This is a genomic window from Streptococcus oralis (genome assembly GCF_024399415.1).
Lineage (GTDB): Bacteria > Bacillota > Bacilli > Lactobacillales > Streptococcaceae > Streptococcus > Streptococcus oralis_CS.
Map to the genome: position 1 here is coordinate 1,400,892 of NZ_CP029257.1, position 25,549 is coordinate 1,426,440.

General features: G+C 39.5%; 21 protein-coding genes, 1 tRNA gene and 1 riboswitch. Of the genes, 7 read left to right on the top strand and 15 right to left on the bottom strand.

The window, feature by feature from the left end; translation table 11 throughout:
* Positions 1-132 precede the first annotated feature (132 nt).
* Positions 133-221: riboswitch (TPP riboswitch) on the bottom strand.
* Between the two features lie 148 nt (positions 222-369).
* Complete coding sequence (lctO, locus tag DG474_RS06865; RefSeq protein ID WP_255777778.1) at positions 370-1,506, bottom strand: L-lactate oxidase; 1,137 nt, start codon at positions 1,504-1,506, stop codon at positions 370-372.
* A 209-nt stretch (positions 1,507-1,715) separates the two neighbouring features.
* On the opposite strand from lctO, the gene DG474_RS06870 reads away from it, so the two are divergent.
* Genes DG474_RS06870 through DG474_RS06885 form a run of 4 tightly spaced genes read left to right on the top strand, consistent with a single transcriptional unit; the run spans position 1,716 to position 4,670 of the window.
* Positions 1,716-2,396 (top strand): amino acid ABC transporter permease, encoded by a 681-nt coding sequence (locus tag DG474_RS06870; RefSeq protein WP_000384102.1) that lies wholly within the window; start codon positions 1,716-1,718, stop codon positions 2,394-2,396.
* Positions 2,356-3,033 (top strand): amino acid ABC transporter permease, encoded by a 678-nt coding sequence (locus DG474_RS06875; RefSeq protein ID WP_255777779.1) that lies wholly within the window; start codon positions 2,356-2,358, stop codon positions 3,031-3,033. The genes DG474_RS06870 and DG474_RS06875 overlap by 41 nt, the downstream gene beginning before the upstream one ends.
* Complete coding sequence (locus DG474_RS06880) at positions 3,034-3,792, top strand: amino acid ABC transporter ATP-binding protein (protein ID WP_255777781.1); 759 nt, start codon at positions 3,034-3,036, stop codon at positions 3,790-3,792.
* Between the two features lie 11 nt (positions 3,793-3,803).
* Positions 3,804-4,670, top strand: a complete 867-nt coding sequence (locus DG474_RS06885; protein ID WP_044021106.1) for a cysteine ABC transporter substrate-binding protein — start codon at positions 3,804-3,806, stop codon at positions 4,668-4,670.
* A 59-nt stretch (positions 4,671-4,729) separates the two neighbouring features.
* Here the strand turns inward: DG474_RS06885 and pyrE are convergent, their stop codons facing one another.
* The 7 genes from pyrE to typA all read right to left on the bottom strand — a co-directional run bounded on the left by pyrE (position 4,730) and on the right by typA (position 12,160).
* A complete protein-coding gene (gene pyrE / locus DG474_RS06890; protein ID WP_255777782.1) occupies positions 4,730-5,362 on the bottom strand; it encodes an orotate phosphoribosyltransferase in 633 nt (210 codons plus the stop codon).
* A 33-nt stretch (positions 5,363-5,395) separates the two neighbouring features.
* The gene (pyrF, locus tag DG474_RS06895; protein ID WP_049477923.1) at positions 5,396-6,097 is read right to left on the bottom strand and encodes an orotidine-5'-phosphate decarboxylase; all 702 of its coding nucleotides are present in this window, start codon (positions 6,095-6,097) and stop codon (positions 5,396-5,398) included.
* A gap of 245 nt (positions 6,098-6,342) precedes the next feature.
* Positions 6,343-7,506, bottom strand: coding sequence for a cell division protein FtsQ/DivIB (locus DG474_RS06900; protein ID WP_255777784.1), 1,164 nt, complete (start codon positions 7,504-7,506; stop codon positions 6,343-6,345).
* 9 nt (positions 7,507-7,515) lie between these two features.
* Positions 7,516-8,574 carry a UDP-N-acetylglucosamine--N-acetylmuramyl-(pentapeptide) pyrophosphoryl-undecaprenol N-acetylglucosamine transferase gene (locus DG474_RS06905; protein ID WP_255777786.1) on the bottom strand — a complete coding sequence of 353 codons (1,059 nt, stop codon included), beginning with the start codon at positions 8,572-8,574 and terminating at the stop codon, positions 7,516-7,518.
* Position 8,575: 1 nt separating this feature from the next.
* On the bottom strand, positions 8,576-9,928 hold the full coding sequence (gene murD / locus DG474_RS06910; RefSeq protein WP_255777787.1) for a UDP-N-acetylmuramoyl-L-alanine--D-glutamate ligase: 1,353 nt from the start codon (positions 9,926-9,928) through the stop codon (positions 8,576-8,578).
* A gap of 116 nt (positions 9,929-10,044) precedes the next feature.
* On the bottom strand, positions 10,045-10,299 hold the full coding sequence (locus DG474_RS06915) for a DUF3165 family protein (RefSeq protein ID WP_045590746.1): 255 nt from the start codon (positions 10,297-10,299) through the stop codon (positions 10,045-10,047).
* 19 nt (positions 10,300-10,318) lie between these two features.
* Positions 10,319-12,160, bottom strand: coding sequence for a translational GTPase TypA (typA, locus tag DG474_RS06920; RefSeq protein ID WP_000164116.1), 1,842 nt, complete (start codon positions 12,158-12,160; stop codon positions 10,319-10,321).
* Between the two features lie 158 nt (positions 12,161-12,318).
* Between typA and DG474_RS06925 the strand changes: the two genes are divergently transcribed.
* Positions 12,319-13,044, top strand: a complete 726-nt coding sequence (locus tag DG474_RS06925) for a 16S rRNA pseudouridine(516) synthase (RefSeq protein WP_255777798.1) — start codon at positions 12,319-12,321, stop codon at positions 13,042-13,044.
* Positions 13,045-13,083: 39 nt separating this feature from the next.
* Here the strand turns inward: DG474_RS06925 and DG474_RS06930 are convergent, their stop codons facing one another.
* From DG474_RS06930 to DG474_RS06940, 3 genes are all read right to left on the bottom strand, one after another.
* Positions 13,084-13,317 carry a hypothetical protein gene (locus DG474_RS06930; RefSeq protein ID WP_049504694.1) on the bottom strand — a complete coding sequence of 78 codons (234 nt, stop codon included), beginning with the start codon at positions 13,315-13,317 and terminating at the stop codon, positions 13,084-13,086.
* An 85-nt stretch (positions 13,318-13,402) separates the two neighbouring features.
* Positions 13,403-13,783, bottom strand: a complete 381-nt coding sequence (locus tag DG474_RS06935; protein WP_000158124.1) for a rhodanese-like domain-containing protein — start codon at positions 13,781-13,783, stop codon at positions 13,403-13,405.
* Positions 13,780-14,013 (bottom strand): YqgQ family protein, encoded by a 234-nt coding sequence (locus DG474_RS06940; RefSeq protein WP_044135604.1) that lies wholly within the window; start codon positions 14,011-14,013, stop codon positions 13,780-13,782. The genes DG474_RS06935 and DG474_RS06940 overlap by 4 nt, the downstream gene beginning before the upstream one ends.
* Positions 14,014-14,115: 102 nt before the next feature.
* Here DG474_RS06940 and DG474_RS06945 point away from each other — a divergent pair, with 102 nt between their 5' ends.
* Complete coding sequence (locus tag DG474_RS06945; protein WP_001222584.1) at positions 14,116-15,024, top strand: LysR family transcriptional regulator; 909 nt, start codon at positions 14,116-14,118, stop codon at positions 15,022-15,024.
* A gap of 44 nt (positions 15,025-15,068) precedes the next feature.
* On the top strand, positions 15,069-16,868 hold the full coding sequence (locus DG474_RS06950) for an N-acetylmuramoyl-L-alanine amidase (RefSeq protein WP_049518941.1): 1,800 nt from the start codon (positions 15,069-15,071) through the stop codon (positions 16,866-16,868).
* Between the two features lie 28 nt (positions 16,869-16,896).
* On the opposite strand, the gene DG474_RS06955 is transcribed toward DG474_RS06950, so the two are convergent.
* The 4 genes from DG474_RS06955 to DG474_RS06970 form a co-directional block, all read right to left on the bottom strand.
* Complete coding sequence (locus DG474_RS06955) at positions 16,897-17,214, bottom strand: hypothetical protein (RefSeq protein ID WP_042902605.1); 318 nt, start codon at positions 17,212-17,214, stop codon at positions 16,897-16,899.
* Between the two features lie 226 nt (positions 17,215-17,440).
* The gene (locus tag DG474_RS06960; protein WP_049518940.1) at positions 17,441-18,310 is read right to left on the bottom strand and encodes a DUF6287 domain-containing protein; all 870 of its coding nucleotides are present in this window, start codon (positions 18,308-18,310) and stop codon (positions 17,441-17,443) included.
* Between the two features lie 296 nt (positions 18,311-18,606).
* A tRNA-Thr gene (locus DG474_RS06965) sits at positions 18,607-18,679 on the bottom strand.
* Between the two features lie 224 nt (positions 18,680-18,903).
* Positions 18,904-25,392 carry a S8 family peptidase gene (locus tag DG474_RS06970; RefSeq protein ID WP_255777802.1) on the bottom strand — a complete coding sequence of 2,163 codons (6,489 nt, stop codon included), beginning with the start codon at positions 25,390-25,392 and terminating at the stop codon, positions 18,904-18,906.
* Positions 25,393-25,549: the final 157 nt, after the last annotated feature.

A 25,549-nucleotide genomic window follows, 5' to 3' on the forward strand; every position in this document is an offset into this window, starting at 1 on the left:
AAGAACATCGAGGGCATTTGCAGAGAGCTACCTAAAAAAGCCTATCCTCTTTTGATAAACAAAAAAACTCCAATTACAAACGAGAATTAGAGTTCACCTTACAAGATTAGACAGTCCATTTCGACATACGAAAAAAACCTTTTCACATTTCCCTTCGCCAGTATTAACTGTATCAGGTTCAATGGGTATCATCTCAGCCTAAGGCACCCCAAATGTCTTTATTATTTTATTACTGGACCAGTATAGCAAAAAATGAAAGCCCTAGCAAGATATTTGACCGAAAAATATATTTATATAGTTTCTAATAACGATTTAATCTTTCTATACACGAAGAAAAACCTCCACATAAGGTGGAGGCCGTCTTCTTTATCAATACAATTTTAAGTCACGAGGGTCAACTGGGAAGGTTGGATTGTATGGGTTGTGACGGAGTTTGAAGTGTTTGACATCCTCAATAGTCTGAGTTCCAGATAACTGCATGACTGTCTTCAATTCTGCATTCAAGTGCTCAAAGACTTGACGCACACCAACACTACCGCCGAGAGCCAAGCCATAGATAACAGGGCGCCCAATAGCTACCAAGTCTGCTCCTGAAGCCAAGGCTTTAAAGACGTGCTGACCACGACGAACACCAGAGTCAAAGACAATTGGCACACGTTTATCAACTGCTTCAGCCACTTCTTGAAGTGAGTCAAAGGATGCTGGTCCACCGTCGACTTGGCGACCACCGTGGTTGGTTACCCAGATACCTGAAGCTCCCGCAGCAAGCGAACGTTCAACGTCCTCACGGCATTGTGGTCCCTTGACATACACAGGAAGTCCTGAGTATGTAGCGATAAATTCGACATCGCGTGGAGACAAGCGTTGTTTAGCTGACTTGTAAACAAAGTCCATTGATTTTCCAGCACCTTCTGGCAGGTATTCCTCAACAATTGGCATACCAACGGGGAAGACAAAACCATTGCGCTTGTCGACCTCACGATTGCCCCCTACAGTTGCATCTGCCGTCAAGACAATCGCTTTGTAGCCTTCAGCCTTCACACGGTCCATGATATGGCGGTTGATACCGTCATCCTTACTAAAGTAAAATTGGAACCAATGAGGTGTCCCTTGAAGAGCTTCCGTAATTTCTGGAAGGTCAACGGTAGAGTAAGAGCTGGTTGTATAAAGAGAACCAAATTCATGCACACCACGCGCAGTAGCTACTTCCCCCTGCTCATTTGCCAATTTATGAGCCGCAACAGGCGCCATAATAATTGGTGAAGATAATTTTTCACCTGCAAATTCAATCTCTGTACTTGGATTTTCAACATCACAAAGCGTATGAGGAACGATCAGTTTGTGGTTAAAGGCACGGATGTTCTCGCGTAAAGTGAAAGTATCCTCTGCTCCACTAGCGATATAACCAAAGGCAGCTTTAGGAATGACTTGTTGCGCCATTGGCTCCAAATCATAAGTGTTAATAAAATCTACAGGTCCTTCTGCATTGCTTGTTTTATATGACATAAAGTGTCCTCCTTATTAAGTAAGCGTTTACTTTAACTTACATAAACTATCTTACCTCTTTTTCAGAATCCTTTCAAAAATTTTGTCTGGAAATTTCAAATCACAGACATGATAAATATTTTCTATCATTGTGATAAAAAATTCATATTATCCAAACATGTCCTTTAGTGCTACAATAGCTATATTATTCCTAGATGGGAGGTTCTATTTTGGATTGGTCCATTGTTGAACAATATTTACCACTCTATCAAAAGGCATTCTTTCTGACCTTACATATCGCAGTTTGGGGAATTTTGGGTTCTTTTCTTGTAGGTCTAATCGTTAGTGTCATTCGTCATTATCGCGTTCCTATCTTTTCACAGTTAGCAACAGCCTACATCGAATTGTCACGAAACACGCCCCTTTTGATTCAGCTCTTCTTCCTCTACTTCGGGCTTCCCCGAATAGGGATTGTTCTTTCTTCAGAAGTCTGTGCAACAGTTGGGCTCATCTTTTTAGGTGGCTCCTACATGGCTGAATCTTTCAGAAGCGGACTGGAAGCAGTCAGTCAAACCCAGCACGAGATTGGTCTAGCCATTGGTCTAACGCCTGTACAGGTCTTTCGCTATGTGGTTCTTCCGCAAGCGACTGCGGTAGCCCTACCGTCCTTTAGTGCCAATGTCATTTTCCTCATCAAGGAAACCTCTGTTTTCTCTGCAGTAGCCTTAGCCGATCTCATGTACGTCGCCAAGGACTTGATTGGACTCTATTATGAGACAGACATTGCACTGGCCATGTTGGTAGTTGCTTACCTGATCATGCTGTTACCCATCTCTCTAGTCTTTAGCTGGATAGAAAGGAGGCTCCGCCATGCAGGATTCGGGAATGCAAGTACTCTTTCAGGGAAATAATCTCCTGCGAATCTTACAAGGGCTGGGTGTCACGATTGGAATTTCCATTCTCTCCGTCCTTCTATCAATGATTTTCGGAACAGTCATGGGAATCATCATGACCTCCCATTCTAGAGTTATTCGTTTTTTAACACGCTTTTATCTGGAATTTATCCGTATCATGCCCCAGCTGGTACTACTTTTCATCGTTTATTTCGGCTTAGCTCGAAACTTTAATATCAACATCTCAGGCGAGACTTCGGCCATTATCGTTTTTACTCTCTGGGGAACAGCTGAAATGGGGGACTTGGTTCGTGGGGCAATCACTTCTCTCCCTAAACATCAGTTTGAAAGCGGACAGGCTCTGGGCTTAACTAACTTGCAACTTTACTATCACATTATCATTCCACAGGTCTTGAGAAGACTACTACCACAAGCCATCAACCTTGTCACTCGGATGATCAAAACGACTTCCTTAGTTGTCTTGATTGGGGTTGTGGAAGTGACCAAGGTTGGGCAACAAATCATCGATAGCAATCGCTTGACCATCCCAACCGCTTCCTTTTGGATTTATGGAACCATTCTGGTCCTGTATTTCGCAGTCTGTTTTCCTATTTCCAAACTATCCACTCACTTAGAAAAACATTGGAGGGACTAAATGTCTGAAACTATTTTAGAAATCAAGGACTTAAAAAAATCCTTTGGAGACAATCCCATCCTCCAAGGCCTTTCTCTAGATATCAAAAAGGGGGAAGTCGTCGTCATTCTAGGACCATCTGGTTGCGGGAAAAGTACACTTCTCCGCTGCCTCAATGGCTTAGAAACCATACAGGCTGGGGATATTCTTCTGGACGGCCAGTCCATTATTAGCAACCAGAAAAACTTTCATCTGGTTCGCCAAAAGATTGGCATGGTCTTTCAAAGTTATGAACTCTTTCCTCACCTAGATGTCCTTCAAAACCTCATCCTAGGCCCTATCAAAGCTCAGGGACGAGACAAGAAAGAAGTAACAGCGGAAGCTTTGCAACTACTGGAACGTGTGGGTTTGCTTGATAAAAAAGACAGTTTTGCTCGCCAATTATCTGGTGGACAGAAACAACGAGTGGCGATTGTCCGTGCCCTTCTCATGCATCCAGAAATTATCCTCTTTGACGAAGTGACGGCTTCGCTGGATCCTGAAATGGTGCGTGAAGTTCTGGAACTCATCAATGACTTGGCTCAAGAAGGGCGCACCATGATTCTGGTAACCCACGAAATGCAGTTTGCCCAAGCTATTGCAGATCGGATAATCTTTCTCGACCAAGGGAAAATTGCTGAAGAAGGAACGGCTCAGGAATTCTTCACCAATCCACAAACCAAACGAGCACAGGAATTTTTAAACGTCTTTGACTTTAGCCAGTTCGGCTCATATCTATAAAGGAGATTTTTATGAAACTACTCAAACCAATTCTAACTGTTTTTGCTCTAGCATTTGCGCTTATCTTTGTCACAGCTTGTAGCTCAGGTGGAAGCTCTGATGCTTCATCAGGAAAAACAACTGCCAAGGCCCGCACTATCGACGAAATCAAAAAAAGCGGTGAGCTTCGAATCGCCGTATTTGGAGACAAAAAGCCATTTGGTTATGTTGACAACGACGGTTCCTACCAAGGCTACGATATTGAACTTGGGAACCAACTGGCACAAGACCTTGGTGTGAAAGTTAAATACGTTTCCGTCGATGCTGCCAACCGTGCTGAATACTTGATTTCAAACAAGGTGGATATCACCCTTGCCAACTTCACAGTTACTGACGAACGTAAGAAACAAGTTGACTTTGCCCTTCCTTACATGAAAGTATCACTCGGTGTTGTGTCACCAAAAGATAAAGTCATCAAAGACGTTAAAGAATTAGAAGGCAAAACCTTGATTGTTACGAAAGGAACGACTGCTGAAACTTATTTTGAGAAAAATCACCCAGAAGTAAAACTCCAAAAATACGACCAATATAGCGACGCCTACCAAGCCCTTCTTGACGGACGTGGTGATGCCTTCTCTACTGACAATACGGAAGTCCTAGCGTGGGCTCTCGAAAATAAAGGATTTGAAGTAGGAATTACTTCCCTCGGTGACCCAGATACCATCGCACCAGCAGTTCAAAAGGGTAATCAAGAACTTCTTGACTACATCAACCAAGAAATCGAAAAACTTGGTAAAGAAAACTTCTTCCACAAGGCTTATGAAAAGACACTTCACCCAACCTACGGTGATGCTGCTAATGCAGATGATCTAGTTGTTGAAGGTGGAAAAGTCGACTAATACTCTTCGAAAATAAACAGAAATCAGGTAATCCTAGTGACTACCTGATTTTCTATGTTTTAAGCGTTTTGCCAATTTTCTTGGTCTTCTTTAAAGCGTTTTAGGAGAGCAAGTCCTTCTGGCGTAATGTAACCTTCTTCTTGGGCTAGGTGGATGAGTTCGCTGTAGTTAGAAAGCGTCACAAGTTTGACACCAGCATCCGCAAAATTCTTATCAGCTTTTGGCAATTGATAACTGAAAATCGCTACAACTCCAAGCACATCTGCTCCTTCGCGTTTAGCTGCTGCTACGGCTTCAAGAACAGACCCACCCGTTGAAATGAGATCTTCAACAATAACCATCTTTTGCCCCTGAGCTATGCGACCTTCGATTTGGTTGCCTGCTCCATGGTCTTTTGGTTTGCTGCGGATGTAGGCAAAAGGCAAGTTCATCTTGTCAGCGATGATAGCTCCGTGTGGAATTCCTGCTGTCGCAGTTCCTGCAATCACTTCTACCTCTGGAAAGGCTGTCTTGATAGCATCTACAAAACCATTTTCAATCAAGGTTCTAGTTTCTGGGTAAGCCAGAGTCACGCGGTTGTCAGTATAAATCGGCGATTTGATACCAGATGCCCAAGTAAAAGGCTCTTCTGGTTTAAGGTAAACTGCCTGAATTTTCAAGAGGTGGCTAGCAATATCTTTAGCAAGTGTCATAGTATTCTCCTTTTATTTTTATAATCTATTTCTTTAATTTCTGTCTTGGTTCCATTCATCCTTGATAGCATGATAAGCTGCAACAGGATTCTCAGCTTGGGTAATAGGACGTCCCACTACGATATAGTCACTACCGATTTTATAAGCATCCGCTGGCGTCATGACACGTTTTTGGTCTCCAACCGCAGCTCCAGCTGGACGAATTCCTGGTGTCAAACAGATAAAATCTGGATTGGTAGCCTGCTTGATGAGTTGCACTTCCTGAGCCGAGCAAACGACACCATCCAAGCCTGCTTCAGCTGTCTTTTTAGCATAGTGAATCACAGACTCTTGCAGGCTGGTTTGGATATTTTGAAAATCCTGCATCTGGCTTTCCGACGTTGATGTAAGCTGGGTCACAGCAATCAATTTGGCTTGTGTCCCAAGACCTTCACGTGCAGCCTTCATCATCTCCACACCACCAGCAGCATGAACATTGGTCATGTCTACACCAAGCTGAGATAAGACCTTCATGGCAGATTTAACTGTATTGGGAATGTCATGTAGCTTGAGGTCCAAAAAGACACTATGCCCCAGTGACTTCAAATAACGGACAACTTCTGGACCTTCCGCATAATAAAGCTCCATCCCTACTTTTAGATAAAGACTTTCTTCTGCCGGGAAAAGAGATAAAAATTCCTTGACCGCCTCAAAACTAGGAAAATCAAGAGCAATAACTGGACGATATTCGCGCATACCTTTCTCCTTTTACCTTTAAGAGCAAGAGAGTATGGTCAAAAATAAACCACGAAAAAAGGAACCTGCCAACAGCAAGGTTCCACGAAAAATGGGTAGAGTCCACCCTTTCACCGTCTAACCTTAGCTGCCTCTCTGGACTGCTTTAAAGGTTTTTTTCTATTCTATTATTTATAGTAGGACTTGTCAAGCAAAAACTCGAAACTGGACTTCTATACCATTCAAAATCAAGAGGAAAAGTTAGTCTAACGACTCTGTGATTGCTGGCTCGTTTGGCTTTGATTTCCCTGTTCTTCTTGTTTTTCCTTTTCTTCTTCCTGTTTTTTCTTCTCAGCTTCCTTGGCCTCTTGTTTGGCTTTTTCCTCAGCTTCTTCTATCAATTTATCCGCTATGGTATAGCTGTATACTCCAGCTTCCATATCGACTACACTCGGTTCTGTCAATTGTGGCTTGATTTTGCTGTAATAAGGCAATTTTTTGCTCAATTCTGATAGGGGAACCAAAATCTCATCTGTATCCAGCATGGTAATTTTTAAAAGATCTGCTGTTGCCTTGCTCGGCGCTAATTCGATTTTCTGGATTTGACTCTTGATATCCTCACTGATAGTAGATAATCCTGTGATCAGCTCTTTCACCTGCTGCTCATCGTTAAAGGTAACTGTCAGATAAGTCTCAGGCAAGTTTAAGCGATCAACAGGAGTTGACTCTACTGTACCACTAGAAAGAATAGGATAATGTTCTTCACCAGACACATAATAACCGACAATATCAAATTCCTTAACCTCAATCGTAAAGTTAGCCGGAAATTGATAGTCAATCTTCGCTGATTCTATCCAATGATTGGACTTGATTCGCTCAGCGTATGTTTCCTTATCCAACAATAGAGCTAAGGTATAGTCGCTATCTTGAATTCCAGAAGCCTGTTTGATGTCATCCGCCTGCGTGTTACTATTTCCCTTAACCTCGATATTTTTGATGGTCGAAAGTGGAGTCAATAGATAGACTGAAAGAAGGAGGACCAGAACACTGGGAACCAAGATACTCACAGCTCGCCAAATATGAACAGGTGCAATTTTAGGCTTGGCTGGTTTCTCTGGTTTCTCTGGTTTTTCTTTTTTCTTCTTCTCTTTTTCCTCTTTGACTTTCCGGTCATCCTTTTGAGATTTTTCTTCTTTTTCGGATGGTTCCTTGCTTGGACTTGAGGCTTCCTCATCTGACTCACTCGATGATTTCTTGGATTCCTCCAATAGTTTCGAGTTGGCTTCCTTACGAGCTTGTTTTTCCTTTTCCTTCTCTTCAGCTAGGGCAGCTTCTTCCTCAGCCTTCTTCTTCAGGTATTCCTGGTTTCGTTTCTGCCATTCAGACAATTCTTGCTTCTGGTTTGATTCTTTTTTCTTATCCTTTGACATTGATATTCCTTATGATAGGTCTTTTCTTAGTAGATCGTAAAAATCTGCAAGAGATTTCAATTCAGTCGAAGCTTTCATGCTAGCTTGGTACTGATCCTTATGACTAAGCAAGTGACTGAGTTTCTCCTCCAAGCTTTTCAAGGTCAAGTCACTTTCTTGAAGTTCTTCTGCATAGCCTTTCTTAACAAAGTAGGCAGCATTTTCAATCTGGTCTCCTCGACTTGCTTCACGACCCAATGGTACGATGAGATGGAGTTTCGCCATGGCCAAGAGCTCGAAAATCGTATTGGCACCGCCACGCGTCACTACCACATCTGCCATCTCCATCATGGGTTGATAGAGATCTGTCACATAATCAACACGAAAGAGATTTTGACTCAACTCATTGAGGCTGGAATCTCCAGTGAGATTGATAATATTGTAGCGTTCGGTCAGTTCTTGCTTATGATCTGTCACTAATTGGTTAAAAACACGAGCTCCTGCAGAACCACCAACAAATAATACCGTTGGCAATTTAGGATTAAAGTGGGTTTGGATATCCACCAATTCATCTGGTTCAGGAGTTTTTTGGTCTGAAACCTTGGTCACAGCACCCACATGCTCGACTTTTGCGAGACCAGCAGCTTGCTCAAAGGTTGAATACATCTTGGTCGCAAATTTATAGGCAATTTTATTGGCCAAGCCCATAGACAGGTCCGATTCGTGAATAAAGACAGGCACTCCTGACACTCGCGCTGCGATAACCGGCGGTACAGAGACAAATCCCCCCTTTGAAAAAAGAGCCTGTGGACGCAGTCGTAACATGATAAAGAGGGATTGGACAATTCCCCAGCCAACTTTGAAGACGTCCAGCATATTTTGCCAAGAGAAATAGCGACGCAACTTCCCAGTCGCAATAGAGTGGAAGGTCACATTCAAACCTGACTTGAGGATTTCTTGGTGTTCGATCCCGTGTTTATCACCAATATAGTGAACTTCCCAGCCGTCTTCGATGAACTTGGGCATTAACAAAAGGTTGAGGGTGACATGTCCAACCGTCCCCCCACCTGTAAAGACAATTTTCTTCATATTATTCCTTTAACTCCGCTACTGTGTCGATGAAAAGATCTCCACGTACTTCAAAGTTAGCATACATATCCCAGCTAGCATTGGCAGGACTGAGGAGAACCACATCTCCTTGAGTCGCGAGCTCATAAGCCTTGTGGGTCGCATCAGCAATATCTGTCGCATCTACATAAGCCACACTAGCCTTATCCGCTGCCCGTTTGACACGTTCTGCAGACTGACCGAGGATAACCATCTTCTTGAGCCCAGTAATATCTGGCACCAATTCGTCAAACTCATTGCCACGGTCCAAACCACCTGCAATTAAGATAACCTTACTATTGTCAAATCCTGACAAGGCTTTTTGAGTAGCCAAGATATTGGTTGACTTGCTATCGTTATAGAATTTGACACCCTGAATTTCATCCACAAATTGGAGACGGTGTTTGACACCACCAAAGGCTGAAAGAGTTTCCCTGATGGTTTGGTTGTCTACACCACGAAGCTTGGCTACAGCAATGGTCGCAAGGGCATTTTCTACATTGTGGCTACCTGGAACACCGATTTCACTAGCTAGCATCACCACTTCTCCACGGAAGTAGAGTTGACCATCTTCCAAATAAGCTCCATCAACCTTTTCCTGTGTTGAAAATGGTACAACGGTAGCTTGTGTTTTGGTAGCCAATTCTTTTGCCAAATCTTGGTTAAAGTTCAATACAAGGAAATCATCCACTGTCATCTTGTTCTGGATATTCCACTTAGCTGCCACATACTCTTCAAAAGAACCATGATAGTCGATATGAGTTGGCATGAGGTTGGTAATAACCGCAATCTCAGGATGGAATTCTTGGACACCCATCAGTTGGAAAGAAGAAAGTTCCATGACGAGCGTGTCCTTGGCTGTCGCAGTTTGAGCCACTTGACTAGCAGGATAGCCGATGTTCCCTGACAAAAGACCATGTTGACCAGCAGCAGTTAAAACTTCCCCAATCATGGTCGTTGTGGTTGTTTTCCCATTTGAACCAGTGATACCGATAATTGGAGCATCTGAAATCAAATAAGCCAATTCCACCTCAGTCAAAACTGGAATCCCTTTTGCCAATGCCTTTTCAATCATGGGATTGCTATACGGGATACCTGGATTTTTCACCATCAGAGCGAAATCTTCATCCAATAATTCCAAAGGATGCCCACCAGTGACAACCTTGATTCCCTCTTCCAGCAAGCTTTGAGCAGCAGGATTTTCCTCAAAAGGCTTGCCGTCATTTACTGTCACAATAGCACCCAGCTTGTCCAACAAACGGGCCGCAGACTCACCAGACTTGGCCAAACCTAAAACAAGGACTTTCTTATTTTTAAATTGATCGATTACTTTCATGTCTCAAACTCCATTTCTACTCCTACTATTTTACCATTTTTATGGAAATAATACTAAACGAAAATGCTCTAGCCCTCATTCTGACATTGAAAAAGAGAGCCGCAGCTCTCTTTCTTTTATCTTCTTTTACCCTTTTTTTCAGGCATGAGCGTAATGTCCCTCAAGCTAAAGTAGGCAAGGGCAAGCATGGCTATTGTGACAAAGAATTCTGTCGGTAGTTGGAAGATTTGCAAGATGGACAACATCAGCAAAATCAAGAGTGCAACAACTACAAAGACCAAGATAACGATGTTGACTGTTCCTTTGATACTTTGGGGTGTCGCAAATACATAGAGTAGTAATAAGAGTATCCCTATGATTAAATAGACCATCTTTATCTCTTTCTAGCTCTTATTCAGCTGATTTTTTCTTCTTGTTGGCTTTCTCACGCTCTGCCTTGTTAAGGATTTGTTTACGCAAACGGATAGACTCAGGCGTTACTTCCATGTACTCATCGTCATTCAAGAATTCAAGAGACTCTTCAAGGGTCAAGATACGAGGTGTCTTGATAACAGCTGTTTGATCCTTAGTAGCTGAACGAACGTTGGTCATTTGTTTGGCCTTAGTGATGTTAACTGTCAAGTCGTTTTCACGAGAGTTTTCGCCAATGATCATTCCTTCGTAAACCTCAGTACCTGGGTTGACAAAGATGGTTCCACGTTCTTCGATAGACATGATTGAGTAAGTTGTAGCCTTACCAGCATCGATGGAAACAAGGGCACCACGGTGACGTCCACCAATTTCTCCTGGAATCAATGGTAAGTATTGGTCGAAGGTATGGTTCATGATACCGTAACCACGAGTCATTGACAAGAACTCCGTTGAGTATCCGATCAAACCACGCGCTGGAACAAGGAAGACCAAACGAGTTTGACCATTACCAGTTGAAATCATATCCAACATTTCACCCTTACGTTCAGAAAGGCTTTGGATAACAGAACCTTGGTATTCTTCTGGAGTATCGATTTGAACACGTTCAAATGGCTCACATTTAACACCGTCGATTTCTTTTACAATAACCTCTGGACGAGATACTTGAAGTTCATAACCCTCACGACGCATAGTTTCGATAAGGATTGACAAGTGCAATTCTCCACGACCTGAGACAGTCCATTTATCTGGTGAGTCCGTTGGGTCAACTCGTAGGGAAACGTCTGTTTGCAATTCTGCTTGCAAGCGTTCTTCCACCTTACGAGAAGTCACCCATTTTCCTTCACGACCTGCAAATGGTGAGTTGTTGACCAAGAAAGTCATTTGAAGAGTTGGCTCATCGATGTGTAGGATTGGAAGAGGTTCAATGGCATCTGTCGGAGTAATGGTTTCACCAACAAAGATATCTTCCATACCAGAAACAGCAATCAAGTCACCTGCTTTGGCTTCTTGGATTTCACGACGTTCCAAACCAAAGAAACCGAAAAGTTTTGTAACACGGAAGTTCTTCGTTGTACCATCTAGTTTAGAAAGGGTAACTTGGTCTCCAACTTTCACACTACCACGGAAGACACGACCGATACCGATACGACCTACGAAGTCATTGTAGTCCAAAAGTGAGACTTGGAACTGCAAAGGTTCATCTGAGTTGTCCACTGGAGCAGGGATATGGTCGATAATGGTATCAAAGATTGGTGCCATTGTTTTTTCTTGATCAGCTGGATCATCTGACAATGAAGAAGTCCCGTTGATAGCTGAAGCATACACCACTGGGAAATCAAGCTGGTCATCGTCTGCACCAAGCTCAATGAAGAGCTCCAATACTTCGTCTACTACTTCTGCTGGACGAGCTGATGGTTTGTCGATTTTGTTAACAACCACGATTGGGACAAGGTCTTGTTCCAAGGCTTTTTTCAATACGAAACGAGTCTGTGGCATGGTTCCTTCGTAGGCATCTACGACCAAGACAACACCGTCAACCATTTTCATGATACGCTCAACTTCTCCACCGAAGTCCGCGTGTCCTGGTGTGTCCATGATATTGATACGAGTTCCGTTGTAGGCAACGGCTGTATTTTTAGCAAGAATTGTAATTCCACGCTCTTTCTCGATATCGTTTGAGTCCATAGCGCGCTCTGCCAATTCAGTACGTGCATCAAGAGTTTCAGACTGCTTCAATAATTCGTCAACGAGAGTTGTCTTACCGTGGTCAACGTGGGCGATAATCGCAATGTTACGGATATCTTCTCTTAATTTTGTCATGATTTCCTCTAATATTTAAATTTTTATTTCTAACTGAACAATTATACCACAGTCTCATTCAAAAATCACAGTTCAGCTAAGTGTAAATGTTTTCACTCTGCTTTTCTAGTCAAGGCAACTCTTTTCAAAGTCAGAGACTTATGATAAGATAAGCTGGTATGCGTTTAGATAGATTATTAGCCCAAGAAAAGGTCAGTCGCAAGGCTATGAAACAGGCTCTATTAAAAAAAGAAATCCTAGTAGATGATTGTCCAGCCAGCTCACTCGCTCAAAATGTCGACACTTGGTTGCAGAAATTAGTCTTTCAAGGACGGCAGATTCAAGGATACAAGCACACCTACCTCATGCTTCATAAGCCAAACGGAGTCGTTACAGCTAGCAAGGATAAGAAACTTCCAACCGTCATGGACCTCCTTCCACCTGACATCCAGTCTGACCAGCTCTATGCTGTCGGCAGATTAGACCGCGATACGACGGGACTGCTCCTTTTGACAGACAATGGACCTCTTGGTTTTCAACTCCTTCATCCCCAGTACCATGTTGATAAATCTTATCAAGTGGAAGTCAACGGACCGCTCACGTCAGACCATATCCAAAAATTCAAAGACGGAATTGTCTTTTTAGACGGGACCACTTGTAAACCAGCAAAGCTAGAGATTCTAGCCGCAAGCCCAACAGAGAGCCGGGCCTCCATCACTATCTCTGAGGGCAAGTTTCATCAAGTCAAGAAGATGTTTCTATCAGTTGGTGTCAAGGTGACTGCCCTAAAACGAGTCCAGTTCGGCTATTTTACATTAGACCTAGAACTAGCAGAAGGGCAATACCGTCCCTTGAATCCAGAGGAATTGGAAATCATTAAAAACTATTTAGAGATGAGTCGATAAAACAAAAAAGCTTTAAATTTAAAGCTTTTTTGTTTTTGCTTATCTAAAAAAGATTGCAATGGCTAGAATCCAATTAAGAACAGAAACTACAAGTCCTACGATATTGAGAATCTTTTCTGTTTTATAGTCCAGTCCAGATTCTTTTTGGTATGAAAAAGCCAAGACCAATCCTATAATCCCCAAAATCAGACCCACTATTGGAGATAGCAAACCAAGGACGATAGATAAGATACCTAAAATAAGTGAAGGTTTTTTCTTTTGTTGTGAATTCATATTACAAAATCTCCTTAAATTTAATATAAATGATGATACCATAAAATGCTAGCTTTATCACTCATTCGACAGTTTTTACAGAATGTTAGCTTGTCTTGATCTTCCCTTTCCAAGAATCCAATCCATAAGAAAGGATATAAATCTCAGAAAAACCTTGTTTTTTCAAATAAAGTGCGGCATTGGTCACTCGTTGTCCGCGTTGGTTTTCGTAGAGAAGGACAGGTTTATCCTTACGAAGGGCTGCAAGGCTTGACTTCAACTGATTTGAAGGAATATTGCGAGCTCCGAGGATATGTTTTCTGTGAAATTCTGCTGGTTCACGGACGTCAATCAATTGCCCTTTCCGAATCAAGTCTTCAAATTCCGCATTATCCACAATCTTAGCCGCACGACGAATACGAAGGTAGTTATACCCCATCCATGCCACCATCGCTAATACGATTCCCCAAACAATCCAAATTGTCATAAGTTCTTATCTCCATTTTTCTCTATGTAGTCTAATTCTATCTTGTGCTCTCTACGAAGAACAGCTTCCGCCTCTAGATAGTCTAGCTTGTCCATCAGACCTGCATCATAGATCCGAGAGAGTTCGAGCTTCATCAGTTCAATATCATACAAACGCTTCCCCATGTAAACAATAATGCCAAATTGTTTGAGAAATTGCTGCACATCATAGAATGTTTTCATAGCTTCCATTTTAGCAGATTCTAGACTTTTTTTCAATACTGGACCAGCTCTTTCCCCCTATTTTCTTCGTCTTCATTGCCCATTCTTCCGCAAGTATGGTACAATAAAAACATGAGAATTCAACAACTACACTATATTATCAAAATCGTCGAAACTGGCTCTATGAATGAGGCAGCTAAGCAGCTCTTTATCACCCAACCCAGTCTCTCTAATGCTGTTCGAGACTTGGAAAATGAAATGGGCATTGAAATCTTTATCCGCAATCCCAAGGGCATTACCTTAACCCGTGATGGGATGGAGTTTCTCTCCTACGCTCGCCAAGTTGTCGAGCAAACGCAGCTTCTGGAGGAACGCTATAAAAATCCTGTCGCCCACCGCGAGCTTTTCAGCGTTTCCTCTCAGCACTATGCCTTTGTAGTCAATGCCTTTGTCTCTCTGCTCAAAAAAAGTGATATGGAGAAATACGAGCTCTTCCTTCGTGAAACTCGGACTTGGGAGATTATCGATGACGTCAAGAACTTCCGTAGCGAGGTCGGTGTCCTCTTTTTAAACAGCTACAACCGCGATGTTTTAACGAAAATGCTAGATGACAATCACCTCTTAGCCCACCACCTCTTTACCGCTCAACCCCATATCTTTGTTAGCAAGACCAATCCTCTAGCTAAAAAAGACAAGGTCAAACTGGCTGATTTAGAAGATTTTCCTTACCTCAGTTACGACCAGGGGACGCACAACTCCTTCTACTTTTCAGAGGAGATTCTTTCACAAGAGCACCACAAGAAATCCATCGTAGTCAGTGACCGTGCCACCCTCTTTAATCTTTTGATTGGTTTGGATGGTTACACCATTGCAACAGGGATATTGAACAGCAACCTCAACGGAGACAATATCGTTTCCATTCCACTGGACATTGACGACCCGATTGAACTAGTCTATATCCAGCATGAAAAAACCAGCCTGTCTAAGATGGGCGAACGCTTTATCGAATACTTACTAGAAGAAGTTCAATTCGATAATTAATAGGAAAAATGAAAAAGAGAAAAGAAAAAGTTAGGAAATAAAAAGTGAAAAAGATACTACTGACCAGTGCTTTAATCCTTTCAATCGCAGGATTAGCACCCGCATCCGTCTTAGGAGAAGAAAACACTACTCAATCCACATCTGCTGTCAAGGAAGCAATTGCCAAAGAAGAAAAGAAGGAATCGAGTGTTGAGGAAAACTCTAAATCAGAAGTTCTTCCGAAAGTAAATGTGCAAGAAGACAAGCCCAAAAAAGAAGGATGGTACCAAGAAAATCACCACTGGCGTTTTTACCAAGATGATAAACCTGCTTTGAACTGGAAACAAATCCAAGGCAAATGGTACTACTTCGATCAAGATGGTAATCGTCTTCATTCTACTATCTACAAAGGTTATGCCTTTGACCAAGATGGTGTCATGATAGAAAATAGCTGGACCAAACTGGACAATCAATGGTACTATGCTGATCCTTCTGGACGACTAGCTCTGAACACTTGGAAAAAAATCAATGGTTCTTGGTACTATTTTGACCAAACTGGAAGCATGCTCAGCAACACTGCCGTTGACGGCTATCTGCTCACAAAAAGCGGGGCTATGGCGGAAAAGGGCTGGACAAAATTAGATCAAATTTGGTACTATGTCGCTCCTTCTGGAAAGATCTCGCAGGATAAATGGGAGAAAGTCAACGGTTCTTGGTATTACTTTGACAAAGACGGTGGAATGCTGAGTGCGACAACCTTCAAGGGCTACCTCTTCAACCAGAGTGGAGCTATGGCAGAAAACAACTGGGTCAAAATCAAGGATACTTGGTTCTATGCGAACGGGTCAGGGAGATATATCCAAGACAACTGGCAAAAGATTCAAGGTTCCTGGTACTCATTTGACCAGAATGGTGGAATGCTAGCAGACAAATGGAAAGAAAGCTACTACCTTAAAACCAGTGGAGCCATGGCGGAGAATGAGTGGATCTTCGATAAAGCCTACAAGAGCTGGTTCTATCTAAAAGCGGATGGCCGTTATGCAAATCAGGAGTGGATTGGAGCATACTACCTCAAGTCAGGTGGTTACATGGCAAAGAGCGAATGGATTTACGATAACTCTGACAAAGCACGCTACTACCTAGATGATAATGGGCATTATGTTTCAGGAACTTACAAGATAGACGGTAAGGAACACCTGTTCCAAAAATACGGCCAATGGATTTCTGAAGTTTCAACTGAAGGTGGATTTACAAAAGGACTATACAGCAATACCATCTTCCTAGATCCTGGACACGGTGGTCGAGATTCAGGTGCCTTTTACTACAATGTAGCTGAAAAAGATCTCAACATGCAGATTTACCGTAAGCTTCGTACTAAGTTAGAAGAACTAGGCTACAAGGTCCTCACTTCTCGTGATAGTGATATTGACGTTGATTTTGTTACCGAACGTTCTCGTATGGTTAATAAGACCAACTCTGATATTTTTATCAGTATTCACTTCAACGCTACTGGTAATACCTACTCAAAAGCGAGCGGTATTCAAACCTACTCCTATAGCGATGAACCTGATTATCCAAGTAAGATTAATAAATACTGGCACAATCACCCTGATCGTATGAGTGAAAGCAAACGCCTCGCCGCTGCCATCCACTCCTCTCTTCTAGCAGAAACAGGAGCCAAGGATGCTGGCCTGTTGGAGAGCAGCTATGCCGTACTACGCGAAACCGCCAAACCAGCCGTTCTCCTAGAGCTTGGATATATGGATAATTTCTCCGAAAACCAACAAATCAGAGATAGCCACTACCAAGACAAACTGGTCGCAGGCATCGTAAAGGGGATCCAAAAATATTACGCTGGTCGATAAAAAAAGTCTCGAGAAATCTCGAGACTTTTTATTTATCTTCTTTTTTATCCTTATCAGGAAAGAGGTAGCCAATTCCTACACAAGCTAGCACACCAGCACCAATCACCAAACCACTTGAAATTGGCAAAAGATCAAAAATAGCATTTGCGATGATAAAGGCAATGATCAAGCACATCAGACTAGCCTTGTAATCTTTTTTCAAAAAGTTTTCTAGTGTGAAATAGAGGAACAATCCTACCGGAATGAGTGACCAGAGGTTGACATCCAAACTTGGCCATCCAACAGAACCGAAATACAATACTAGCGCTGCTGCTACTAAAAATACAAGTCCTAATAATTTTTTCATTTTTTTGTCTCCATTTTCTTTTTTAGGTTCTTGAGTTGTCTGATACTGACCCCTCACGCCCCTTACATGAACCATTATAGCAGAGGAATTTTTCAAGAACAAGCCCTTTTGCCTATCTGGTCAATATCTCTGTCTAAGTGGTTGAATATTTGTAACAAAAGAAAAAGAAGCACTAATGGGCTTCTTGATTCTGCCGATTGTAACAGTATTTTTGAACGAATACCATCTAGTTTTTCTTTTCCTTTGGCTCTAGAGAAGATTTGATTGATTCACGGTCTGCTTGTAGTTGAGCTAAGTTCTTTTCTGCTTCCTCAAGTTTACTGGTATCTGGTTTCACACGATAATAAACATTTTCTGGTTTCATTAACATAGACCCATAATCTTGTCCTGAAAGTAGTCTTTCCTCAGTATGATTGCTTTTATCCGTAATCTTTCCGTCATCAGCAGGTTGCATAACGACTCCACTTGGCACAGCTACTATTACAAATCCTCCAGCAACAGAATCTTTTACCCATGCACTGATAGACGCTGTCTCAGGGTTACGATTATCTTGTCCTTTTGATACCTTTAATCCAACTACAGATTCGTACTTTTGATCATTTGTAAACCAAGTCGCACGTACTTCTCCAGAATCATTAATAATGTATTCATTACCAGATTGACTACGCCAAGTACCTTCTAAACTAGACAAGTCATTGTTCTTAATTGCTTCAATATCTAATTTTGGAACAGCAGTTTCTTTCTTGAACTTGCTAACAAATGCTTCTGCTTCCGTAATTTTGGTATCTAAAGCAGTCAGTTGATCCTTGAGTTTCTGAATTTCCTCTTGTTTATCCTTATCAGTCTCATCTGTCTTTCCTTGGCTTGTAGACGATTGACTTGTTGACTCTGTAGTTGAAACAGCAGACGATGCTTGATTTGACTCTTTCTTTACAATCAGAAAATATGAGAAAATACTTACCAAGATAAGAGTGACTAAAACAGCGAGTGCTATGCCAATATAGATTTTTATTTTTTTATTTGGAGTCAACTTTGATTCTGACCGCTTACGTCCGTTAATCTCTTCAAATTGTCTTTCCCGTTCTTTCTTATTCATAATTTTCTCCTTTTTGATTTATATTCAGCCAAGTTTGCGAGACTTCATTCGTTACTATCCATGAACTTTTATGACTTTTTAAAAAAATCAAAGCAAAAATTTCTAGAATAATTAACAGCCTATAGTCCTCTAAAACGGAACGAAAACAAGTGCTTATTAAAATATATTATACCACAAAATATAAATTTTAGTTTTAATTTATAAGTAGGAGTTTCTGACGTTAAATAGAACCTATCTCAAACGTTCCACCTTTCCTATATTTACAAAAAAAGAAGCCCGTTTGGACTTCTTGATTCTGCCGATTGCAGGGCTTGAACCTGTGACCTACGCGTTACGAGTGCGTTGCTCTACCAACTGAGCTAAATCGGCGATTACCCTTTTAGTATAGCACTCTGAGAATAGATGTCAAGAAATTTTTATCTCCATTAGAAAAAGCCTGTCCTGAGACAAGGCTTTTACATATATCTCTATTAAATCTCCCATTTTCATAGAAATCTAAATAATATATTTATAAATCAATACTTTCACAAAACTATGTCATCACCTCACTATCTAATCTCAGTACATAAACCATTTTTTCTATAGCTTTTGTCTTAATCTTTATTTTTTCTCTTCAATCCAAGAAAAGCTCCTACTATAAACATGATTCCGGCAGCTAATAGTGTCTGGGCTCCGCTTGCTGTTCCGGTTTTTGGCAACTCATTAGGATTGTTACTAGTTGATTTACTATTGATGTTGATATTTTTATTAGTTAAGTTTCCTTGTTCATTTAGATAAATGTTCTTGTTAATTTCAAAGTTTTTATCATTTTCATCAGAAACAATACTGTTGACATCATTAGTTGAATTAGATTGTGTTTTTTCTTTCTTTTTCGATACATCAAAAGTAGGTTTATTTTCCTCCTCCTTTTTCTCCTCTATTTTCTTGAATACAGGTTTTATAAAGGTATCTTTTGATAGATTAAGAACATAGCCAGCGTCTTTTTTCCCTTCGAAACCAGAAATTTCCCAACCATCAAATTGGTATCCTTTTTCTAATTCACCCATATAGACAGGTAACATAAAATCTTCTTCCGACACTATCGTTGAACTCATTTCTTTTCCATTTTGAATTGTCACAGTCACCGTATGAGGTTTTAATTCGCTTACCTCTCCCGTATCTTTGTTTAAAATGAATTCTTTTACGGTTGTATTTCTTGCGAAATCTTTTACAACAATCTTAATGTTTAGTGTCTTATCTGTTAGTTGTTTAATATCATCAAATGATTTGTATTCTTTTCCATTAACATAAATATGTTGTTCTTGAATCTCACCATCGAATCCATTATTTCTTTTATCATTGATGTTAAAGACTACAGATTTTCCATTAGCATATTCGATACTAGTATTTCCTTTTGGATCAATCTTTACTTCTGGTTTGACATTATCATATAAAAATTGATAATGTACTCCAACCGCTTTCGCATTCAAATCGCTATAGCCAGTTTGAAGATAAACATTTCCATCCATATCTGTTACCTTATCTGGGAATCCGTTTGCTTTATAGTCTTTCATCCCCCAGTCCATGATGTCACCGTCTTTAACATTAAGCTTAATGTTAAAATCTCTAGTGTTATCAATGTGTAAATCTCCGTAGATTAAATAATTATCTACAACCGATTCATTAACTCTCAACTCCCAGTTAAAACTACCCTTATCAGAAATCTTACCTCTTAAATAAAATTCTGGATTTCGTACATAAATTTTATTAGTTTTAGATGGATTAAAGTAGTTCTTGTCCATTGAAAGATTTACTGGTTTTGCATCAATAAATAACGTAGAGCCATCTTCTTTTATAGCTTCTACATTGGACTTATCCTCTCCTGTGTACTCTTTACCATCCTTACCAAATAATACAAGTTTAGAAGGATCTGTCACAAGATTTCCATCGTTATCGATTGCCTCCCCTTTATCATTCATTTTAAATGTAAACACTTGATACCTTACAATGTTAAAGCCGTCCAAAGCCGACATTAATACTGATTGAGTACTTCTTCCATCTTCAACATTTCTACTATCAGCATAAATTGTTGTTTCTGATAAAACTCTTAGATTAGGATTGGCCTTTTGGATTTTTGCTATATCTTCCTTGTTATAGACTCCATTCCCTTCTAACATATCCGTTTTTCCAGGATTATAGGTAGTCACTTTTAGTGCATAGCCTTTTCTCAGAATGATGTTATCCTTTAATAGATATTGTTGTTTTTCTGAATCAGAATAGATTTTACCAGATTCCATGTCCGTTAAATTATTTGGTTTATTTTTTGAAAGATCTCCTTCTCCTAATTCTATTACATTCCCATAACTTGATGCATACGGATATTCTGCTTTAGTTTCCTTATTTTTTTCAGGCATTCTAATTTTAGTTTCAGCTTTTATCTGACCATCATCTTTGACAAAAAACCTCATATCTCCTGCAAAAGCTAATCCATCCACAATATCATTAATATTAGCGTATAAATCAAATGTCATCGTTTTTGAATGGGAATCATACTTGGTCGTTTTGATTTCTATCGATTTATAGTTATTTCCATAGTATACCTTGGCATTTTTAGAAACATTACTGATCTTTCCAAGAATTTCAAAGTGTCCATCTTTAGATGGGTTTAGAATGCCATAAATTTTTGATTTGATTTCATCAAGTTTTTCAGTTTCATATTCTAAGGCACTACCATCGTCATAAGCAATGATATTTCCCTTATCATCGTATTTATAATCGTATTCCTCTATTCTCTTACCAGTTTCACTTGTAAAGTCATCAACTTCTCTAAATTTCTTTTTAATGAGTTTCTTTAAATCTTTGCTTTCAAAGTCTCTAATTGTTGAAATTGTTTTATGAATAGTCAAGCTAGATTTTTCTTCGGTAGCCTCTTCATTTTCTTGATGATGTTCTACTTCAGTTGTATCTTTTTTAAGACTATCCTCTTTTCTATTTTCTAAATTTTTAAATTTAGATTCGGAAATCTCGCCAAGCTTTTGGTATTTAGATGAATCTTGATCAGGATCTACTAGATAATAGGAAATCATCCCATTTTTATCAGCATGATCAGCAAATTTAATTCTATGAATCTTTGTGAAATTGCTAGAACCGTCTAATGCAATCACTTCAATGATTTTTCCTCTTAAATCTCCTGCACCTTTAATTTCATAAATGGTATTTCCGTCTTTGTCAAGTTTTCTATTTCGTCCTTGACCCTCACCTGCATAAGTGACTTCAAGATTTTTCTCAACCTCTCCATCTTCATTAACAAGAGCGGCCCCAGCATACCAAACTTCGTTGGCAATCTCGTCAAATTTTTCAGGATGTTCTTTTTGATCTCTCGCAAATAGCGTTTCATTCTTATATTGCTCTTTGACCTTGTGATAAGTATCCTTTGTAATTAACTTAATTTTTCCAGGGTTTGAAAAATCAATTGAAACAATCTTTGGAGGGGTGTTATCAATTTTTACAGGAATATAGGAAACCTGCCATGGGTAATCCTTGGTTAATCTATATTTAAATTTATAGAAATATTGGCCTTCCGCAATCGGTTCAAATTGTCCTCGTATCTTAGTAGCAGGATCTTTTTTGTCATTACTTTCTGGGGCATTTTCTTCTCTACCTCTAGGGTTATAAATGAGTCCATCCCATTTCAAGTCACCCCAAACTTTTAGCTTAGAAGATTTAATGCCCTTTGCATCATTTCTTTTAGAGTTTAAAATTCCTTTAATAAAGTGTTCTCTCGAAATGACTTTTAAGTCTTTTTGATTTTCTCCTTCTTTATTTGTATTTACTATTGAAATCACCCCTTCTTCTGCACTTCTTAATACAAGTGGAGAAGGCGTTAATCCTCTCTCAAGTTGAGCATCTTGAGGATTTCCATTTGAATCTAAAGGATAGATTTTAGCAATATTAGAGCCACTTGATGAAGGTGCGTTGATTCCTTCGTTATTGAAAGCAAATAATTCTGGATTTTGATCTAGGGATGTTGTATTTTTATCTTTTCTATTTTGGATAACTCCTGCTGGATTAAATTTATCTATACCATGTTCTCCACCAATCCCCTTATTTAAGGTACCTGGAATTTTTGGTTTACCATCATCATCATAACCTTCCATTGCTTTTGATTTTGATCCTTCTTCCCAGGCCCATTTATCAAGGATTGGTTCGTGGTTCCAATTCCCAGCAAATCCCATTAGAGGCATCGACAAAGAAGGTTGGAAGTTTCTTTTCTTACCGTTGGAGTTTAGAGCTTCCATTTCTTCCACTGACTCAAAATGAATAAATGATTCTACAAATTTATTTTTGTTTTTAGCTTCTCCAACATTTATAACCGCATTTAAATCAAAGCTGGAATTTGGACCTATAGTGAAAGTATCATGCTCAAATGTGATATTTGCTCCTTTGACTTTTTCTGGGTGAATTTCTGGAACAATTTGCTTCCCGTCCGGAGATTTTTCATCTTTATATGTTTCATCGAGTTTTAGCCTATCAGTTAGAGCATCTGTAGTTACAGTTGATGCAGAAACTTTAAAGGTTAAAGGTCTGTTTGAGGTATTGTGAAGCTTAATTGTAAAGTATTTTTTATCACCTTTTATTTCTTTAAGAGAAATGGAACCATATGAATTTACCAAACCTTTAGAATCTGTATTTTTGAAAGTTGCTACAACTTCATTTCTCAAAGCGTTGGCAACATTAATTAGCCCCGCTCCCTGCTGTCTAGGTGATGCAAAGTATTGACTCTTTTCTTTCCAAGAGGTTGCATCCATCATAGGTCTTGCAGTATTTTGTAGAGCTATTTTTGTAAGACTTGTAAGGTCTATTTTGTCATCTCCCTTAAGATTTTTCAAGACAGGTCTTTCAAGCAATTCCTTTAATTTTGGTCGAATCAAAACAGTAGAAGCTGCTACGATTGGAGTTGCCATACTAGTTCCTGACATATAACCATAAGTGGATTTACCATTGATAACATTTAGAGTGGATTTAATATTTTTACCAGGTGCTGAAACATCCGGTTTTAAAAGCAAGTCTGTTCTTGGCCCCCAAGATGTAGACCCTGCTGGGACTATAATATCTTCTTTATAAAGTTCTTTGTCTGTGTCAGCTGCAAATTTAAAGTCAATTTCTTTTTCATCACCTACATTCGGTTTATTAGAATTATAGCTTTCCATATCAATTGGATAGTATTGTTCTAAGTTATCTTTAAAATCTTCCTTATTATTTCTTTTGACTTCAGTTTTTTTATCAGGGTTAATCATGTTCCATAATTTTACACCATCATCTCCTGAAATTGAAAATACTTGACTAGTAGTCCCTTCATCCGCTTCATATCCCATAGCTGGAAGGTCTGTCCAATTATCTCTATTGTAGTAATTTACAGTATTTACAACCATAATGGCACGTGCGCCTTTATCCGTTGCTCTTTTAAAAGCATCTTTTAAATCCTTGGTATAAATTCTATCCATTACTGCAATTTTGCCCTTAAGATCCAAGCCTATCAAATCTTTGTCTTGACCTTTGCCTATATATACAAATTTTAATTTATTTGGAGTTTTTGACCCATCCTCATTTGTTAGGATTTTATTTTTATCGAAAAAAGCTCCTATATTTCTGTATTTAAAACTTTGTCCTCCAATGTTAACCTTATCAAACTCAATGGTTTGATTTTTAGCAGAAGCGACCGCTATCGCATCTTCATGTGCGGCAGTTCGTGTTACATTTCCAGTATCTGTCATTTTCAGATTATTATTGGCTACTAAATCCCAAGAAGAACTTGAAGCAGAAGTCGCAAAATTACCTGTAGCAACAACCATTGGGATTCCAGCTTTTCTTAATGCTCTAATAGCCTCCCAATATTTCTCGCCTACAAGACCTGTTCCCGTAAAGCCAGATGATACCGAAACAACATCGACATTGTGTTTGATCGAATCTTCAATAGCATGAAACATTGTTTCATCACCCGCGAACCCAGATCCTGCGTCAGAGTACATTTTATAAGAGAAAATTTGTGCATTAGGCGCAATTCCATCTATGCCATTAAAGTTCTTGATATCTTTTTCAGTATCATTTCCAGCAAGAATCCCTGCAATATGCATCCCATGTGGGTCAAAATAATCCCTACCATCATCATATTTTTCTACAGTGATTTTACCACCATTATAATAATTGAACGCATGAGGGATTTTATCACTCAACCAATAATTTTTATCAGTGCCTTTTAAATCTTCTTTTTTAAATTTCATTGAGTCTTTGGCATCATCATCGATCCTCATAGCCTTATGCCTATAATCTGTTCCAGTATCGATATTTGAAATGACCATACCTCTACCATCAAAATTTTTCCCAAATGGAGCATTAATAGACTTTAGGTAATCAATAGCTTCCTCAACTCCAATTTCCTTTCTGGCATGATTCATCATTGGTTGGACTTTTTGTGATCGTTCAACCGACGAAACACCTTCCATTTGTTTAATTTTGTCCAAATTATCTGGAGTTGTTTCAATGGCAGCGCCATTAAAAATCGTATTATAGGTATATAAAACTTTTGTATCCTCAAGATTGGATAGTTCCTTAATTACTTTTTCTCCAGATTCTTTATCTTTAAATTCAGCAATATAGACAAGTTTATCTTCTTTTTTAGGATTTTCTGTATCTTTATTTACAAATGAGTTCGCATCATCTCCTTTGGATTGATTGGAGTCTTCTTTGATACTTGCTCCTTCGTTACTAGTTTTTTTGTCTATCTTAGGCTTTCTACTAACAACTTCTTTTTCCTCAATAACTGTTGTCTTCTTCTCCTCAGTATCCTTTGAAGTTTCTATAACATTATGAAGTTCTTCAGATTGTTCATTTTTTTCTGTTTCTTTATCTGCTACTACTTTTTCTTTACCAGAAATTTTTAAAGCATCTTCAGAACTAGGTGCATCTGCTACTACTTTTTCTTTATCAGAAATTCTTAAAGCATCTTCAGAACTAGGTGCATCTGCTAAAATTACCTCATTGGGGGCATATGCTGCTAAAATAACTGCAGCAGTAGTTAATGACAATACCGTACTTTTTTTCATTATAATTCCTTCATTTTTTATTTTAAACCCAATAGATAGAAAACTTTAACCTTGCTAGCCTTTGTTATAAAAAGTTTTATGACGTATTATCTAGTGGGATAGAGTAGTACATTTATATATAATTGTTAGCTCTCTGAAAAATAGTATATCAATTAAA

Bases quoted from the DNA above. Each gene is read 5' to 3' on its own strand.
- DG474_RS06945 (WP_001222584.1), top strand. From the start codon at position 14,116: ATGAGAATTCAACAACTACACTATATTATCAAAATCGTCGAAACTGGC.
- lctO (WP_255777778.1), bottom strand. From the start codon at position 1,506: ATGTCATATAAAACAAGCAATGCAGAAGGACCTGTAGATTTTATTAAC.
- DG474_RS06940 (WP_044135604.1), bottom strand. From the start codon at position 14,013: ATGGAAGCTATGAAAACATTCTATGATGTGCAGCAATTTCTCAAACAA.
- DG474_RS06880 (WP_255777781.1), top strand. From the start codon at position 3,034: ATGTCTGAAACTATTTTAGAAATCAAGGACTTAAAAAAATCCTTTGGA.
- pyrE (WP_255777782.1), bottom strand. From the start codon at position 5,362: ATGACACTTGCTAAAGATATTGCTAGCCACCTCTTGAAAATTCAGGCA.
- DG474_RS06960 (WP_049518940.1), bottom strand. From the start codon at position 18,310: ATGAATAAGAAAGAACGGGAAAGACAATTTGAAGAGATTAACGGACGT.
- DG474_RS06935 (WP_000158124.1), bottom strand. From the start codon at position 13,783: ATGACAATTTGGATTGTTTGGGGAATCGTATTAGCGATGGTGGCATGG.
- DG474_RS06900 (WP_255777784.1), bottom strand. From the start codon at position 7,506: ATGTCAAAGGATAAGAAAAAAGAATCAAACCAGAAGCAAGAATTGTCT.
- DG474_RS06925 (WP_255777798.1), top strand. From the start codon at position 12,319: ATGCGTTTAGATAGATTATTAGCCCAAGAAAAGGTCAGTCGCAAGGCT.
- DG474_RS06875 (WP_255777779.1), top strand. From the start codon at position 2,356: ATGCAGGATTCGGGAATGCAAGTACTCTTTCAGGGAAATAATCTCCTG.
- DG474_RS06930 (WP_049504694.1), bottom strand. From the start codon at position 13,317: ATGAATTCACAACAAAAGAAAAAACCTTCACTTATTTTAGGTATCTTA.
- DG474_RS06885 (WP_044021106.1), top strand. From the start codon at position 3,804: ATGAAACTACTCAAACCAATTCTAACTGTTTTTGCTCTAGCATTTGCG.
- typA (WP_000164116.1), bottom strand. From the start codon at position 12,160: ATGACAAAATTAAGAGAAGATATCCGTAACATTGCGATTATCGCCCAC.
- DG474_RS06915 (WP_045590746.1), bottom strand. From the start codon at position 10,299: ATGGTCTATTTAATCATAGGGATACTCTTATTACTACTCTATGTATTT.
- DG474_RS06905 (WP_255777786.1), bottom strand. From the start codon at position 8,574: ATGAAGAAAATTGTCTTTACAGGTGGGGGGACGGTTGGACATGTCACC.
- pyrF (WP_049477923.1), bottom strand. From the start codon at position 6,097: ATGCGCGAATATCGTCCAGTTATTGCTCTTGATTTTCCTAGTTTTGAG.
- DG474_RS06955 (WP_042902605.1), bottom strand. From the start codon at position 17,214: ATGAAAAAATTATTAGGACTTGTATTTTTAGTAGCAGCAGCGCTAGTA.
- DG474_RS06970 (WP_255777802.1), bottom strand. From the start codon at position 25,392: ATGAAAAAAAGTACGGTATTGTCATTAACTACTGCTGCAGTTATTTTA.
- murD (WP_255777787.1), bottom strand. From the start codon at position 9,928: ATGAAAGTAATCGATCAATTTAAAAATAAGAAAGTCCTTGTTTTAGGT.